15 protein-coding genes are annotated in these 14491 nt (G+C 63.4%); 8 read left to right on the top strand and 7 right to left on the bottom strand.

Annotated features, from left to right (window positions below):
- Positions 1-145: 145 nt before the first annotated feature.
- From NKJ78_RS06920 to NKJ78_RS06900, 5 genes are all read left to right on the top strand, one after another.
- Positions 146-829: a M15 family metallopeptidase gene (locus NKJ78_RS06920; RefSeq protein ID WP_023739909.1), complete on the top strand. Its 684-nt coding sequence runs from the start codon at positions 146-148 to the stop codon at positions 827-829.
- Between the two features lie 230 nt (positions 830-1059).
- Entirely contained in the window at positions 1060-2088 is a 1029-nt protein-coding gene (locus NKJ78_RS06915; RefSeq protein ID WP_023673082.1) for a sulfate ABC transporter substrate-binding protein, read from the top strand.
- Between the two features lie 18 nt (positions 2089-2106).
- A complete protein-coding gene (gene cysT, locus NKJ78_RS06910; protein WP_023739910.1) occupies positions 2107-2958 on the top strand; it encodes a sulfate ABC transporter permease subunit CysT in 852 nt (283 codons plus the stop codon).
- Complete coding sequence (cysW, locus tag NKJ78_RS06905) at positions 2951-3835, top strand: sulfate ABC transporter permease subunit CysW (protein ID WP_023690809.1); 885 nt, start codon at positions 2951-2953, stop codon at positions 3833-3835. The genes cysT and cysW overlap by 8 nt, the downstream gene beginning before the upstream one ends.
- 73 nt (positions 3836-3908) lie before the next feature.
- The gene (locus tag NKJ78_RS06900) at positions 3909-4949 is read left to right on the top strand and encodes a sulfate/molybdate ABC transporter ATP-binding protein (RefSeq protein ID WP_023739911.1); all 1041 of its coding nucleotides are present in this window, start codon (positions 3909-3911) and stop codon (positions 4947-4949) included.
- 7 nt (positions 4950-4956) lie between these two features.
- Here NKJ78_RS06900 and NKJ78_RS06895 read toward each other — a convergent pair whose 3' ends face one another.
- Together NKJ78_RS06895 and NKJ78_RS06890 are read right to left on the bottom strand one after the other, a co-directional pair.
- Positions 4957-5355, bottom strand: coding sequence for a type II toxin-antitoxin system VapC family toxin (locus NKJ78_RS06895; protein WP_023739912.1), 399 nt, complete (start codon positions 5353-5355; stop codon positions 4957-4959).
- Complete coding sequence (locus NKJ78_RS06890) at positions 5355-5624, bottom strand: AbrB/MazE/SpoVT family DNA-binding domain-containing protein (protein ID WP_023739913.1); 270 nt, start codon at positions 5622-5624, stop codon at positions 5355-5357. The genes NKJ78_RS06895 and NKJ78_RS06890 overlap by 1 nt, the downstream gene beginning before the upstream one ends.
- Positions 5625-5852: 228 nt before the next feature.
- On the opposite strand from NKJ78_RS06890, the gene NKJ78_RS06885 reads away from it, so the two are divergent.
- The gene (locus NKJ78_RS06885; protein WP_023673076.1) at positions 5853-6836 is read left to right on the top strand and encodes a sulfate ABC transporter substrate-binding protein; all 984 of its coding nucleotides are present in this window, start codon (positions 5853-5855) and stop codon (positions 6834-6836) included.
- A gap of 261 nt (positions 6837-7097) precedes the next feature.
- The gene (locus NKJ78_RS06880; RefSeq protein WP_023673075.1) at positions 7098-7547 is read left to right on the top strand and encodes an RrF2 family transcriptional regulator; all 450 of its coding nucleotides are present in this window, start codon (positions 7098-7100) and stop codon (positions 7545-7547) included.
- A 63-nt stretch (positions 7548-7610) separates the two neighbouring features.
- Here the strand turns inward: NKJ78_RS06880 and NKJ78_RS06875 are convergent, their stop codons facing one another.
- Positions 7611-9152, bottom strand: a complete 1542-nt coding sequence (locus NKJ78_RS06875; RefSeq protein WP_444849052.1) for an acyl--CoA ligase — start codon at positions 9150-9152, stop codon at positions 7611-7613.
- Between the two features lie 113 nt (positions 9153-9265).
- Here NKJ78_RS06875 and NKJ78_RS06870 point away from each other — a divergent pair, with 113 nt between their 5' ends.
- Positions 9266-10411: a hypothetical protein gene (locus NKJ78_RS06870; RefSeq protein ID WP_352459581.1), complete on the top strand. Its 1146-nt coding sequence runs from the start codon at positions 9266-9268 to the stop codon at positions 10409-10411.
- Here NKJ78_RS06870 and NKJ78_RS06865 read toward each other — a convergent pair.
- From NKJ78_RS06865 to NKJ78_RS06850, 4 genes are read right to left on the bottom strand one after another with little or no spacing between them, the layout of a single operon-like run.
- The gene (locus NKJ78_RS06865; protein WP_352562400.1) at positions 10406-10960 is read right to left on the bottom strand and encodes a gluconokinase; all 555 of its coding nucleotides are present in this window, start codon (positions 10958-10960) and stop codon (positions 10406-10408) included. The two genes, NKJ78_RS06870 and NKJ78_RS06865, sit on opposite strands and share 6 nt — an antisense overlap.
- 2 nt (positions 10961-10962) lie before the next feature.
- Positions 10963-11949: an ABC transporter permease gene (locus NKJ78_RS06860; protein WP_023696194.1), complete on the bottom strand. Its 987-nt coding sequence runs from the start codon at positions 11947-11949 to the stop codon at positions 10963-10965.
- Positions 11946-12926 (bottom strand): ABC transporter permease, encoded by a 981-nt coding sequence (locus tag NKJ78_RS06855; protein WP_023733121.1) that lies wholly within the window; start codon positions 12924-12926, stop codon positions 11946-11948. The genes NKJ78_RS06860 and NKJ78_RS06855 overlap by 4 nt, the downstream gene beginning before the upstream one ends.
- On the bottom strand, positions 12923-14485 hold the full coding sequence (locus NKJ78_RS06850) for a sugar ABC transporter ATP-binding protein (RefSeq protein ID WP_023733122.1): 1563 nt from the start codon (positions 14483-14485) through the stop codon (positions 12923-12925). The genes NKJ78_RS06855 and NKJ78_RS06850 overlap by 4 nt, the downstream gene beginning before the upstream one ends.
- Positions 14486-14491: the final 6 nt, after the last annotated feature.

Raw genomic sequence — 14491 nt, 5'->3', positions numbered from 1 at the left:
GGGCCCCATCCTTCCGCGGGTTCTGGTGCCCCTCCCCCCCCCCCCGGGCCCCCCCCCCCCCCCCGCCCCCCCCCCCCATCGCCCGCCCCGCCCCCCGGGGGGTGTGCCGAAGCGCTTGCATCGAGGATTGGCCTTAGCCCTATCCATGTTCGTTTCGACTTGCTCCCCCGCCTCCGCCGATCCCCTGCCCGCCGGCTTTGTCCGCCTGGCCGATGTCGATCCCTCGATCCGCCAGGACATCCGCTATGCCGGCCTGGAAAATTTCCTGCATCGCAAGGCCGATGGCTACGACGCCCCAATCTGCATCCTCACGAAGCAAGCTGCGCAAGCGCTGTCCGGTGTCCAGAAAGCGCTCGCCGCCGATGGCCTGACGCTGGTCGTCTTCGACTGCTACCGCCCGGCCCGCGCCGTTGCCGACATGGGCAAATGGACCAGAGAGGGCGGCCCGCCCGATCCGCAATGGTACCCTCAGGTGCAGCGCGGCGACCTCATCGCCAAGGGCTATATCGGCGAATTGTCCACCCATTCGCGCGGCTCGACCGTCGATATCGCCATCGCCCGCAGCGACGGCAAGAACAAGTCATCCGCCGCTTGCGGCGCGGCCGGCGCCGGCACGCTCGATTTCGGCACCAGCTTCGACTGTTTCGACCCGGCAAGCGAAACCGCACATCGCCCATTGGCGGCAGAAGCGGCGGCAAACCGCAAAAGGCTGCTCGACGCCATGCGCGCCGGCGGCTTCAAGAATTATGCGCGAGAGTGGTGGCACTACACGCTTCGGGATGAGCCGTTTCCAAAGCTGCGCTTCGATTTTCCTATCACTGCGGGCTGAACCGCCCGGTGCTACACCGAGCCTTCCCTCGCTCGGCCTTGCTTCTGCGGTGTCAGCTCCTAGATAGCGTCAAACCGGCCGGATTTGGGTTAGACCAATATGAGGAAAATATTTCCTTCCGAAACCTAATATCGGCGAAAATTTCCTTCGAGTGGACAAAAAAGGCAACGTTGAATGCATCTAATTTCTATCAATTCGATAGAGTTCAGCCGTCATCAACGGAGGCGGGAATGACCAAACCTCATTTCAAGAAACTGCTCGGCGCACTGGTCGCCACATCGATCCAGTTCGGCACGCTCGGTTTCGCGTTTGCCGATACGACCATTCTGAACGTGTCCTACGACCCGACACGCGAACTCTACAAGGCCTATGACGAAGCCTTCGTCGCACACTGGAAGGCCGAGACCGGCGAGACGGTCACCATCCAGCAATCGCATGGCGGATCGGGCGCCCAGGCCCGCGCCGTGATCGACGGCCTCGATGCCGATGTGGTCACGCTGGCGCTCGAAGGCGACATCAACGCCATCGTCACCAAGTCGAAGAAGATCAATCCGGACTGGCGCAAGAAATTCGAAAACAATTCGGCGCCTTACACCTCGACCATCATCTTCCTGGTCCGCAAGGGCAACCCGAAGGGCATCCACGACTGGAGCGATCTGGTCAAGGACGGCGTCCAGGTGATCACGCCGAACCCCAAGACCTCCGGCGGTGCGCGCTGGAACTACCTTGCCGCCTGGGCCTATGCCAACGCCAATGATGGCGGCGACGAAGCCAAGAACAAGGAATTCGTCGGCAAGCTCTACGCCAATGCTCCGGTGCTCGACACCGGTGCACGCGGCTCGACGGTCACCTTCGCGCAAAAGGGCATCGGCGACGTGCTGATCGGCTGGGAAAACGACGCCTATCTGGCGCTCAATGAATTCGGAGCCGACAATTTCGAGATCGTCTATCCCCCGACCTCGATCCTGGCCGAGCCGCCGGTGGCGATCGTCGACGCCAATGTCGATGCCAAGGGCACCCGCAAGGTCGCCGAAGCCTATCTCGGCTGGCTCTATTCCAAGGAAGCCCAGACGATCATCGCCAAGAACCACTATCGTCCGGCCAAGCCCGAGTTGGTGGATGCGGCTGACATTCCGAAGACGCCCGAAATCAAGCTGATCTCCATCGACGATCCGCTTTTTGGCGGCTGGAAGAAGGCACAGCCTTATCATTTCGGCGATGGTGGTATATTCGACCAGATCTACAAGCCGGCCCAGTAGGATTTAGATCAGGACGACATGACCATAGCACCCGCCAAGGCGGGGTGGCGATTCAGACAGCCGAGTGTCATTCCGGGTTTCGGATTGACGCTCGGCTTCTCGCTTGCCTACCTCACGCTCATCATCCTCATCCCCCTGTCGGGCCTGATCTGGCGCTCGGCAGCCCTCGGCTGGACCGATTTCTGGGCGATCGTCACCGACCGCCGGACCATCAACGCACTCGAAATCAGCTTCGGCACAGCCTTCATCGCAGCCGCCGTCAACGTCGTCTTCGGCACGCTCGTCGCCTGGGTGCTGGTGCGCTACCGTTTCCCCGGCCGCCGCGTCGTCGACGCCATGGTCGACCTGCCCTTCGCGCTGCCGACGGCAGTAGCCGGCATTGCGCTGACCACGCTCTATGCGCCCAATGGCTGGATCGGCCATCTCCTGGCGCCGCTCGGCATCAAGGTCGCCTACACGCCGCTCGGCATCGTCGTGGCGCTCGTCTTCATCGGCCTGCCCTTTGTCGTGCGCACGGTGCAGCCGATCATGGAGGAGATCGACAAGGAAGTGGAGGAGGCTGCCGCGACGCTCGGCGCCAACCGCTTCCAGATCATCACCCGCATCCTGTTTCCGGGCTTGGCGCCGGCCATCATCACCGGCTTTTCGCTCGCCTTCGCGCGCGGGGTCGGCGAATACGGCTCGGTCATATTCATCGCCGGCAACCTTCCCTACAAGTCGGAGATCGCACCGCTTCTGATCGTCATCCGGCTCGAGGAGTACAATTATCCGGCGGCCACCGCGATCGCGGCGATCATGCTTTTGCTGTCGTTCGTGATGCTGCTGGTCATCAACCTGGCGCAGTCATGGAGTCGCAAGCGCTATGGCTGACCCCGAGATCAAATCCTACGAACCGCATCACGAGAGCCGGTCGGCGGCGGTGACTGAAAGCCGGCCGGTGCGGCTGCTGCTGATGGCGGTGGCCTTCGCCTTCCTCGCCATCTTCCTGCTGCTGCCGCTGATCATCGTCTTCCACGAGGCGCTGGCGAAAGGCATTGGCGCCTACACGGAATCGCTCTCCAATCCCGATACGCGCTCGGCGATCCGGCTGACGCTGCTGGTGGCGGTGATCGCCGTTCCGCTCAACGTCGTCTTCGGCATTTCGGCTGCCTGGGCGATCGCCAAGTTCGAGTTCAAGGGCAAGGCTTTTCTAACCACGCTGATCGACCTGCCCTTCTCGGTCTCGCCGGTCATTTCCGGCCTGGTCTATGTGCTTTTGTTTGGCGCTCAGGGACTGTTCGGTGAATGGCTGAAGGCGCACGGCATCCAGATCTTGTTCGCCGTGCCCGGCATCGTGCTCGCGACCATCTTCGTCACCTTCCCCTTCGTTGCCCGCGAACTGATCCCGCTGATGCAGGAACAGGGCAACGGCGACGAGGAAGCCGCGCTCTCTCTGGGCGCCAATGGCTGGCAGACCTTCTGGTACGTGACGCTGCCCAACGTCAAATGGGGATTGCTCTACGGCGTGCTTTTATGCAACGCCCGCTCGATGGGCGAATTCGGCGCGGTCTCGGTCGTGTCGGGCCACATACGCGGGCTGACCAACACCATGCCGTTGCATGTCGAAATCCTCTACAACGAGTACAACGCCGTCGGCGCTTTTGCCGTCGCTTCGCTGCTTGCCGGCCTGGCGCTGGTCACGCTGGTCTTGAAAACACTTCTAGAGATGCGCTACGGCGCCGAGATCGCCGCGACGCGCGGGCACTGACTAAATGCATGTCGCCCAAGACTGGGAACCGGTTTTGCGACAACGACATGCACCAAATTACTGAGGGATCTACATGGAAGTTCGCGTTGCCAACGTACGCAAGGAGTTTGACCGGTTTCCGGCCCTCCATGACGTATCGCTTGACATCAAGTCGGGTGAGCTGATCGCGCTGCTTGGGCCATCCGGCTCCGGCAAGACGACGCTGCTGAGGCTTATCGCCGGCCTGGAGCGGCCGACGCGCGGAAAGATCTTCTTCGGCGACGAGGACGCCTCGCACCGCTCGATCCAGGAGCGCAATGTCGGCTTCGTCTTCCAGCACTATGCGCTCTTCCGGCACATGACGGTCGCCGACAATATAGGCTTCGGCCTCAAGGTCCGGCATGGACCGTCGCGACCACCGGCGGCCGAAATCCGCCGACGCGCCTCCGAACTGCTCGATCTCGTTCAGCTTTCCGGCCTGGAAAAGCGCTATCCGGCGCAACTTTCCGGTGGCCAGCGCCAGCGCGTGGCGCTGGCGCGCGCCATGGCCATCGAGCCCAAGGTGCTGTTGCTCGACGAGCCGTTCGGCGCCCTCGATGCGCAGGTGCGCCGGGAACTCCGCCGCTGGCTGCGCGAAATCCATGACCGCACCGGCCACACCACCGTCTTTGTCACCCACGACCAGGAAGAGGCGCTCGAGCTTGCCGACCGCGTCGTGGTGATGAGCCAGGGCCGCATCGAGCAGGTCGGCTCCGCCGACGAGATCTACGACACGCCGAACTCGCCCTTCGTCTACTCCTTCATCGGTGAATCGAGCATGCTGCCGGTCAAGGTTGAGAATGGCGAGATCTGGCTCGCCGACCGTCCGATCGGCGTGTCGGCGCCGCACGCACCCGAGGGCGATGCGACGCTGTACTTCCGCCCGCACGATATCGAACTGCTCGACGGCTGCAGCGGCTGCATCGCCGGCACGGTCGCCGCCAGCCGCCGCGTCGCCGGCACAAGACGCGTCGAACTGGAAATCGGCGGCGAGCGCCAGCGGGTCGAGATCGAACTGCCTGTGGACCATCCTGCGGCGCAGAAGAGCCGGGTGGCGTTCAGGCCGCGGCGCTGGAAGCTTTTCCCGGCGACCTGAGCCGGCGCTATTCCAGCCAGTTCTCGACCTTCAGGCCCTTGATCCGGCTGAACTCACCGGTGTTGGCCGTAACCAGCGTCGTCCCCAGCGCGCAGGCGTGGGCAGCAATGAAAAGGTCATTATGGCCGATGACCTGGCCCCTTACTTCCAGTTCGGCACGAACCGTGCCGTATTCGGCATCCACCGGCACATCGAGCGGCAGCACAGGTAACTCGGCGAGCAATTGCTCGACCTTGGCGAGCAGCTTGGCCGATCCCTTGCGGGCGCAGCCATAACGCAGCTCCGAGGCGACAACGATGCTGGTGCACAGGGCACCGTCTCCCGCGCGAACCGCCGTACTGGCAGCCTTGCCGGCAGGGTTTCGGATCATGTCGCTGAGAATGTTGGTGTCCAGCATGAACCGCATCAAAAGATATCCTCAGGCCCCACGGGCGCATCATGGATCTCGGGAAAGTCGTCTTCAGGACCAAGCGGCGGCTCTTTCGCCCATTGGGTGAGCAAGGCGGTGAGGCCTGGTTTACGGACTGGCTCGATAACCAGGCGATCGCCGTCGCGGCTGATGAGGACTTTTTCGCCGGGAAGCTCGAACTCGACGGGAATGCGCACCGCCTGGCTGCGGTTGTTGCGGAAGAGCTTCGCCTCTCTCGGCGGCGTTGAATGGCGGTGTTGCGGCATCACGATGCATCCTTGTATATGCCAAATGTATATGCCACAGCGGCAAGATGCAATCATTTTGCATGGCGTTGGAAGGAAATCCTACCAATCGGCTGTTTCGGCAACGCTTTTTCTCATCGTCGAATGGCGAACCCGGCGCGCATGTCTGTCCGCGCTGGACATGGTCCTATTATGTTGGCGCATTATATCGATGCATCGACAAACGGCCTTCTCAAGGAGCTCCTTTTCATGAAGCGTTTTTTGCTCAGCGTAGCCGCCGCCGGCCTGATCCTCGCCTCTTCGCAGGCTTGGTCGGCCGACAAATTGCTCAACGCTTCCTATGATGTCGGCCGCGAATTGTTCGCCCAGGTGAACAAGGCTTTCGTCGCCGGCCATCCGGGCGTCACCGTCGACCAGTCGCACGCCGGCACCTCGGCGCAGGCGCGCGCCATTGCCGAAGGCCTCGGCGCCGATGTCATCACCTTCAACCAGGTCACCGACATCGACTTTCTGGTCAAGAAAGGCCTCGTCTCCGCCGACTGGCAGAAGGATTTCCCCGACAACGCCTCGCCCTTCTATTCGCTCCCATCCTTTCTCGTCCGCGCCGGCAACCCCAAGCACATCAAGGACTGGGACGACCTCGTGCGCGACGACGTGCAGGTGATCTTCCCCAACCCCAAGACCTCGGGCAATGCGCGCTACACCTATCTGGCCGCAACCGCCTACGCCAAGGAAGCCTTCAAGGGCGACGACGCCAAGGTGAAGGAGTTCGTCACCAAGCTGTTCAACAACGTGCCGATCTTCGACACCGGCGGGCGCGCCGCCACCACCACCTTCGTGCAACGCGAGATCGGCGACGTGCTGATCACCTTCGAGTCGGAAACGCGCGGCATCCGCAAGGAGTATGGCAACGACAAGTTCGAACAGGTCACGCCAACGGTCAGCCTGCTCGCCGAATTCCCGGTGGCGATCGTCGACAAGGTCGCCGACGAGCACGGCAGCCGTGACCTCGCCAAGACCTATCTCGATTTCCTCTACACGCCCGAGGGCCAGACCATCGCGGCTGAAAATGGCCTGCGCGCCCGCAACGCTGAAGTCGCGGCAAAATACAAGGCCGACTTCCCCGATGTCCGCCTGCTGACGGTGGAAGACGTCTTTGGCGGCTGGGACAAGGTACAGAAGGAGCACTTCGCCGCCGGCGGTCTGCTCGACCAGACCTATGGCAGCCGCTGATATCAGCAGCGTTCGACCTCACCTCACAAGAATGCCGGCGCTTTGCCGGCTTTTTCGTTTTCGCGCGCCGACAAACGGCTTTCATGCGGAATCTGTCGCGATCGGCGAAAAACGTTACAAAGAATCAACGCCTTTGTGCCTAACGTCTCAACCGGGCGGCTTGTTCTACGCGAAACCGGGTTGTTCAGGCGAAACGTCATGATTTGCACACAAACAACCGCCAGATGCGGGTGGTTGGGGTTTTCATGAACTGAACCGGGCATGCTTACCAAAAAAGGCAAATACGGCCTCAAGGCCCTCGTGCATCTTTCCGGCCTGCCGGTCGGCCAGCTTGCATTCGTCAACGACATCGCGATCGCCAACAACATCCCGAAGAAATTTCTGGATGCCATTCTGGGCGAGCTGCGCAATGCCGGCTTCGTCCTCAGCCGCAAGGGCAAGGAAGGCGGTTATCGCCTCGCCCGGCCGGCTTCCGAAATCAAGATCGGCCACGTCGTGCGCGTGCTGGACGGCCCGCTCGCTCCCATACCCTGCGCCAGCCGCACGCAATACCAGCGCTGCGAGGATTGCGACGAGGCGACCTGCCAGGTCCGGCACATGATGCTGGAAGTGCGCCAGGCGATCGCCGAAGTGCTGGACAATCGCAGCCTCGCCGCCATGCGCGACGCCGACAATGATGATTTTCCGGTCGAGCTGACGTCGCAGATTTAAATTAGAGCATGGTCCCGAAAAGTGCGAACCGGTTCGGACAAGATCATGCTCAAATGAGAGTCCTCAGACCAGGCCGAGCTTGCCGGCCAGGCCGACGCGCTGGATTTTGCCGGTGGGACCCTTGGGTATCTCCTGGAGAAACAGGATGTGGCGCGGCACCTTGAACTCGACGATCCGGCTGCGCGCGAAATCGCGTATCTGCTCGGCATCGGCGGTGGCGCCCTCGGCCAGCACGATGGCCGCACCCACCTCTTCGCCGAGCATGGCGTGCGGCACGGCGAAGGTCACCGCCTGCGCCACCAGAGGATGATCGAGCAGGACATTGTCGACTTCGAGCGGCGAGATCTTTTCGCCGCCGCGATTGATGATCTCCTTCAGCCGCCCGGTGATCTTCAGATCGCCATCCTCGTCGATCAGGCCCTGGTCGCCGGTGCGGAACCAGCCTTCGCTGAAGGCAGCTTCATTGGCCACCGGATTGTTGAGATAGCCATCATGGATGTTGGCGCCGCGCACCGCGATCTCGCCCTTTTCACCCGCCGGAAGGATCGTCCCCTTGTCGTCCAGGATCGTCACCTGCGGACCCGCAGGCAGGCCGACCGAGCCTGGCTTGCGGCGCGCAGGCGGCAGGCCGTTGGATGTCATCTGGTGCGCCGCCTCGGTCATGCCATAGGCCTCGACCACCGGACAGCCGAAGACGCGCTCGAGGTCGCGGAACACGGTGTCCGGAAGTGCGGCCGAAGACGAGCGGATGAAGCGCAACCTCGCAGCCGCGATGGTTTCGCCATTGCGGGCGGCGCGCGCCAGGATCGCCTGATGCATGGTCGGCACCGCGCTGTACCAGCTCGGCCTGAAGTCGCCCAGCCAGCCGTAGAATTTGAGCGGGTTGAAGCCCGGCGTGCAGACAATAGCGCCGCCGACTGCCAGCTGTGCGCTGAGCGCCGCCATCAGCCCGTGAATGTGGAACAGCGGCATCACGTTGAGACAGATATCGTCTGCCGAAAGCGCCAGGGTGCGGGCGATGTTGGCCATTGATGCCTGCAGATTGCGCTGCCGCAAGCCGACGATCTTCGGCCGCGCCGTGGTTCCCGATGTGTGCAGGACAAGCGCGAAATCGTCCGGCCCGTTGAGCTGCATATCGTCGAGGCGAGCCTCACTGGCGGCCTCCACCTCGGCGTCGCCCGCCAGGAGAAACTCGCCGGCCTTGGCGCCGTCAGTCACGACGACGTCGAGCACCGCAATGCCGAGCCCCTTTGCGGCGTTGCGCGCGGCATCGCCCATGCCTTGTCCGCACAGCAGCAGCTTCACATCGAGATCGCCGAGATAGAAGCGGAATTCGTCTTCGCCGTAAGCCGGATTGAGCGGCGCAGCCGTCGCTAGCGCCGAGACAGCCAGGAAACAGGCCGCCATTTCCGGGCCATTGGGCAAGACGATGCCGACGGCCGTCCCGCGGCGAACGCCACGCCTGGCGAGATCGCCGCAGAGCTTGTCGACAAGATTGGCGAGGCCGGCAAAGCTCAGGGATGGCCGGTCCGGCGCCATCAGCGCCACCGCAGCCGGCCGCCAGGGCGCCAGTTGGGGAAGTGCTACCGATAGGGCCTGTTTCAAGTTCGAACCCTGAATGGCGTTCACCATGGCCTTGCCGGCGCCGATTGCGCGCCCGTGGCAGACGCAGTAAAGCGATTTCCGGACGCACGCAAGAACAGGTGGACATCGATCGGATGAGGCTGCCGTGGTTGGGAAAATCCCGGAAAGCCGACCGGACACCATCTTCCGCCGTCATTTATCATACGGAAATCATCGCCGACATCCTGGTGCCCGAACGCGCCGAGCATGTCCGCTTCTTCAGCCGCAAGCAGGTTCGCGCCGGCAAGTTGCGCACCTTCAACAACAGGGATCTCCGCGAGCTGCTGCTGGCCGCCTTCTACATCGGCGTCGCGGCATCGCTGCCGGTCGATTGGTGGGCCGCGGTCTGCAGCCGCGTATCGGGGCTGCGCCTCAAGCGCCATATCCGCAAGGATTTCGTGCGCTACGCCGCCGCGACGCGCGCCGTGCTCGGCAACGGCATCGATGCGCAAAGGCAGTTCAGGGCCTTGCTCTGCGCCAACCACCGCCGGCGTCTGCTGCTTGCCGCGCATCTCATCGGCCGCCGCTGGTCACCTGATATCCGGCTGGAGGGCCTGGAAGGCCTGCAAGCGGCGCTGAAGCGCGGCCACGGCGCTATCATCTGGTGCGATCAGTTCACGGCACAGACCATCATCGGCAAACGCGCTCTCCATGAGGCCGGTATCGAGACACACCAGCTCAGCGTCAGGGCTCACGGCATATCCGATTCGACCTTCGGCTTGCGCTTCCTGAACCCGCCGATGGTTCGGGTCGAGAACCGTTTCCTGAAAAGCCGGATCGTGTTCGACCGCAGCGACGCCTACCAGGTCACCGGCCGGATCCAGAAGATCCTTGGCAGCAACGGCGTGGTGTTGGTGACCAACACGGTGCATGCCGGCTCGACATTCACCGAAGTCGGCCTTGGCGAGAGCGGCTGGACCCACCTGGCTTCGGCGCCGACGAATTTCGCTGCCAGAGGCAAGGCGGCGCTGTTTTCCATGTCGACCTTCGAGACCGATCCGTTCCGCCAATACCGCGCCGTCCTAAGTCCCGAACTGGTGCCGGCCCCGGCAGAGGCCGGCGAGCGCGCGGCCAGAGCCGGCGCCAAGAACATGGCGCTGCAGGCCGAGTACATATTGCTCAAGCGCGACCGCTTGCTGGAGGCGCTGAAACTCTATCCCGAGCAAATGATGGTCTGGTCCGGCGCCGACCGGTTCACCGAACGGCCGGAAACCGCCTTGCCCGACGAGGGTGGTTCATGATTTTGCGCCGGCCAGCAGGCTGGCAACGGCGGTGACGATCTCAGCCACTGGAAGTGTGGCGTCGGCCGTCAGCGCCCGCTCGTCGGCGCCAGGCGGCTCAAGGATGGCGAACTGGCTTTCGACCAGGCTTGCCGGCATGAAATGGCCCTTGCGGTTGGCGACACGCTGCTTGGCGGTTGCGGGATCGATCTTCAGATAGATGAAATCGATATCCCGGCGGAAGCCACGCAGACGATCGCGGTAGCTGCGCTTCAGCGCCGAGCAGGCGGCAACCACGCTTTGGCCGCTGCCGGTCAGGTCGGCGATCCGCTCGCCGATGGCATCGAGCCAGCCCTCACGCAGTTGATCTGTGAGCGGCTCGCCGCTCGCCATGCGGGCGACGTTTTCGGGTGGGTGCAGCCTGTCGCCTTCGACAAAGACGGCCCCTTCCTCTGCTGCCAATGCTTTGCCGACAGCCGATTTTCCGCAGCCGGCGACGCCCATCACCACAATGGCCCGAGCCACTGAGCCGGTAGCGCCCATTGGCGCCTTTGCGGTCTTTTCGTCCACGGTCAGCGGCTTGCCGGCGCGCGGCCGTAGAGCAGGAGCATGGCAACGATGACCAGGCCATAGACGATCTGCCGCCCCGCCTCCGGCATCTGCATGACCGAAAGGATGGACTGCAGGAGCGTGATCAGGATGACACCGGCGACGGTGCCGAGATAGGAGCCGCGGCCACCCAGGATCGAGGTGCCGCCCAGAACCACGGCGGCGATCGACGGCAGGAGATAGGCATCGCCCATCGATTGCGCCGCCTTGGAGGCATAGCCGGCGAGAAGCACTCCGCCAAAGGCGGACAGCCCGCCTGAGATAGCGAAGGCGATCATCACCACGCGCCTTGTATCGATGCCGGAGAGATAGGCGGCACGCTCGCGGTTGCCGATGCCGTAGACGGTGCGGCCGAAGCTGGTGCGGGACAGCACGAACACCATCGCAGCGCCAATCAGCGCCCAGATGATGACGGCGTTAGGCACGCCAGGAATGGTAAAACCTGTCGCAAGATAGCGCATGGCGCCGGTGGCCGAATCCTGTGGCGAGTAGCCGCCGGTATAAACGACCATGAGCCCTTGCGCGACAGCGTTGGTGGCGAGCGTGATGATCATCGAGGGTATGCGCAGATAGGCGACGCCAAAGCCGTTGACGATGCCGATCAGCACCCCGCAAAAGATGCCGAACGGGATGGCCAGAGCCACACCGATCGGGCCATAGGCGGCAGCCGCACACGCCATCATCGCGCCCGCCGCCACCGCCCACGGCACCGACAGGTCGATCTGGCCTAGCAGGATGACCAGCATCATGCCTGTGGCGATGACGCCGAGGAACGAGGCCACCTTGAGCTGCTGCAAGAGATATTCAGGCGACAGAAAGCTCCTGGAATAGAGGCTGCCTAGGAACAGCAACAGCACGATGCAGGCGAAGGCCGTCAGCACCGCCGGATCGGCGCGGCGGATGAATTTCGGCACGCGGCCGGCGATACCGCCCAATGTCGTTTCGCTCACAGGAACCACTCCAGCCGGTTGCGGACCCGAAACAGCGCAAACGCGCCAAGGCTGACCGCGACCAGCAGGATCACGCCCTGGAACAGCGGCTGCCATAGCGGGTCGAAATCGAACACGAACAACAGGTCACCGATGGTGCGGAAGGCCAGCGCGCCGAAGATGGCGCCGATGGCGCTGCCTTTCCCGCCGAACAGCGAGACGCCGCCCAGCACCACCGCGGCGATCGAAAACAGCGTATAGGCGTTGCCGCTGGCATAGGCTGCATCGCCGGTATAGGTGAAGAAGGTCAGGAACAGTCCGCCGATCGCGGCCAACAGGCCTGCGAGCGCGTAGGCAGCGAACTTGCCGCGCCTTATCGGCACACCGGACATGTAGGCCGCCGTCTCCGAGGATCCGGCCGCATAGGCCGCGCGCCCGAGCACCGAGCGGCTGAACGGTACCCAGACCACGAGCACGACGGCGAGCAGCACGACCAGGCTCGCCGGCACCACGCCCAACAGGCGTCCGGTCAGCGCGTCGGCGAGACCTTCGTTGACCGAACCGCCGGGAAACGGCCTCAGCAGCAGCGCGATGCCGAAATAGACCGCACCCGTGGCGATCGTGGCGACGATCGGCTGCAGGCGGCCGTAGATGACGATGGCGCCGTTGATCGCCCCGCACAGGAACCCGGTGCCGAGCACGGCGATGACGCCGAAAGCGGTCTCGAGGCCGGTGCCGATGACCAGCCAGGAGGCGAGGCAATTGGTCAGCGTGAAGATCATGCCGACGGAGAGGTCGATGCCGGCGGTGATCACGACCAGTGTCTGGGCCATGGCGACGAAGGCGAGCAGCACGCCCTTGTTGGACGCTGTCTGCACGACATTGGCGGTGAAGCCCGCCGGATGGTTCGAGGTGTAGATGACGAACATGACAATGAATATGCCGAGTGCCATCAGTGTTCCGCGCTGCTCGGCCAGCCAGTAGCGCCACTCTTTCACGCGTCCGCTCCCTGTCTTGCGCCGGCATCGTCTCTCGCGCCGTCATCGCCGTGGATGTTGAGCGCGCTTGCAATGAGCGCCCGCTCGGTGATCTCGGCCCCGACCAGCTCGCGCTTGACCGCGCCGTCATAGAGCACCAGCACGCGGTCGCAGCAGCCGATCAGTTCGTCATAGTCGGTCGAATAGAACAGGATCGCCGCCCCCGCATCCGCCAGCTTGCGCATCAGTTGATAGAGTTCCTGCTTGGTGCCTACATCGATGCCGCGCGTCGGATCGTTGAGCAGGATGATACGCGGCTGTCGCATCAGCCATTTGGCGATGACCACCTTCTGCTGGTTGCCCCCCGACAGCGCACCGACCGGAATGTCGAGGCCGGCCGTCTTGATCGCCAGCAGCCCGACCATGTCGTCGATCAGCCGCTGTTCGGCGGCGCGGTCGATGATGCCGGCCTTGGACAGCCGGTCGAGGGCGGCAAAGGAGAGGTTCTCGCGCACCGTCATCGGCAGCATCAGGCCTTCGGTCTTGCGGTCCTCCGGGATCAGCGCCATGCCGATGCGGTCGTCGCGCGCCGCTTGCGGGCTGGCGATCGAAACCGGCTTGCCGTCGATAAGGATCTGGCCGCCGAGGCCGCGCAGCACACCGAAAAAGGCAAGCAGCAATTCGCGCTGGCCCTGACCGTCCAGGCCGCCAAGGCCGACGACCTCGCCTGCCCCGACCGTCAGCGAGACATTGTCCAGCCGGTCCGTCCAGGACAGCTTGCGCGCCTCCAGCACGGGAACGGCGGCGGCTGCGGTGCGCGCGGGTTTCGGCGGGAAAATATGGCTGTATTCGCGCCCGATCATCAGTTCGACGACTTCGTTGTCGCTCTTTGTGCCTGCCTTGTAGCTGGCGACATTGCGGCCGTTGCGAAACACCGTGCAGTGGTCGGCAAGCTCGGCGATCTCGTTCATGCGGTGCGAAATGTAAAGCAGCGCCAGCCCTTCCGAGCGCAATCGCTTGAGCACGCTGAATATCCTGGCGACGTCCGTCGCGGTCAGGGCCGAGGTCGCCTCGTCGAGGATCAGGATGCGCGGCTTCCTGGCCAATGCCTTGGCGATCTCGACCATCTGTCTTCTTGAAAGCGGAAGATCCTTGACCAGCGCCAATGGATGGATGTCGGCCGCACCTGCGCGTGCCAGCGCATCCTCGGCAATGCGGCGCTGCGCCTTGCGGTCGATCATGCCGAAACGCTTCGGCGGATCGGAGATGACGATGTTGTCGGCAACGCTGAGTTCGGGAACCAGCGACAGCTCCTGGAAGATGCAGACGATGCCCGACTTGTTTGCAGCAGCAGGCGAAGCGAACGTCACCTCGCTGCCGTTCAGCATCATGCGGCCTTCGTCGGGCGCGACGACGCCCGCCATGACCTTGATCAGCGTCGATTTGCCGGCGCCGTTTTCGCCGAGAATGGCGTGGATGCTACCGGACGAGACCGAAAGCTCGGCCTTTTCCAGCGCCCGCACACCACCATAGCGCTTGGATATGCCTTCCATCCGGAAGAGCGGAACCGCACCGTCCATCGGCCC

Source organism: Mesorhizobium sp. M0037 (genome assembly GCF_040323635.1).
In the GTDB taxonomy this organism is placed as follows: domain Bacteria; phylum Pseudomonadota; class Alphaproteobacteria; order Rhizobiales; family Rhizobiaceae; genus Mesorhizobium.
Note: the sequence above shows the minus strand (reverse complement) of the source record. Positions and strands in the feature narration are given on the sequence as shown.

What these genes read in the sequence shown, in the direction of transcription:
- NKJ78_RS06880 (WP_023673075.1), top strand. Translation starts at nt 7,098, where the DNA reads ATGCTTACCAAAAAAGGCAAATACGGCCTCAAGGCCCTCGTGCATCTT.
- NKJ78_RS06870 (WP_352459581.1), top strand. Translation starts at nt 9,266, where the DNA reads ATGAGGCTGCCGTGGTTGGGAAAATCCCGGAAAGCCGACCGGACACCA.
- NKJ78_RS06890 (WP_023739913.1), bottom strand. Translation starts at nt 5,624, where the DNA reads ATGCCGCAACACCGCCATTCAACGCCGCCGAGAGAGGCGAAGCTCTTC.
- NKJ78_RS06895 (WP_023739912.1), bottom strand. Translation starts at nt 5,355, where the DNA reads ATGCGGTTCATGCTGGACACCAACATTCTCAGCGACATGATCCGAAAC.
- cysW (WP_023690809.1), top strand. Translation starts at nt 2,951, where the DNA reads ATGGCTGACCCCGAGATCAAATCCTACGAACCGCATCACGAGAGCCGG.
- NKJ78_RS06900 (WP_023739911.1), top strand. Translation starts at nt 3,909, where the DNA reads ATGGAAGTTCGCGTTGCCAACGTACGCAAGGAGTTTGACCGGTTTCCG.
- cysT (WP_023739910.1), top strand. Translation starts at nt 2,107, where the DNA reads ATGACCATAGCACCCGCCAAGGCGGGGTGGCGATTCAGACAGCCGAGT.
- NKJ78_RS06885 (WP_023673076.1), top strand. Translation starts at nt 5,853, where the DNA reads ATGAAGCGTTTTTTGCTCAGCGTAGCCGCCGCCGGCCTGATCCTCGCC.
- NKJ78_RS06920 (WP_023739909.1), top strand. Translation starts at nt 146, where the DNA reads ATGTTCGTTTCGACTTGCTCCCCCGCCTCCGCCGATCCCCTGCCCGCC.
- NKJ78_RS06915 (WP_023673082.1), top strand. Translation starts at nt 1,060, where the DNA reads ATGACCAAACCTCATTTCAAGAAACTGCTCGGCGCACTGGTCGCCACA.
- NKJ78_RS06850 (WP_023733122.1), bottom strand. Translation starts at nt 14,485, where the DNA reads ATGGACGGTGCGGTTCCGCTCTTCCGGATGGAAGGCATATCCAAGCGC.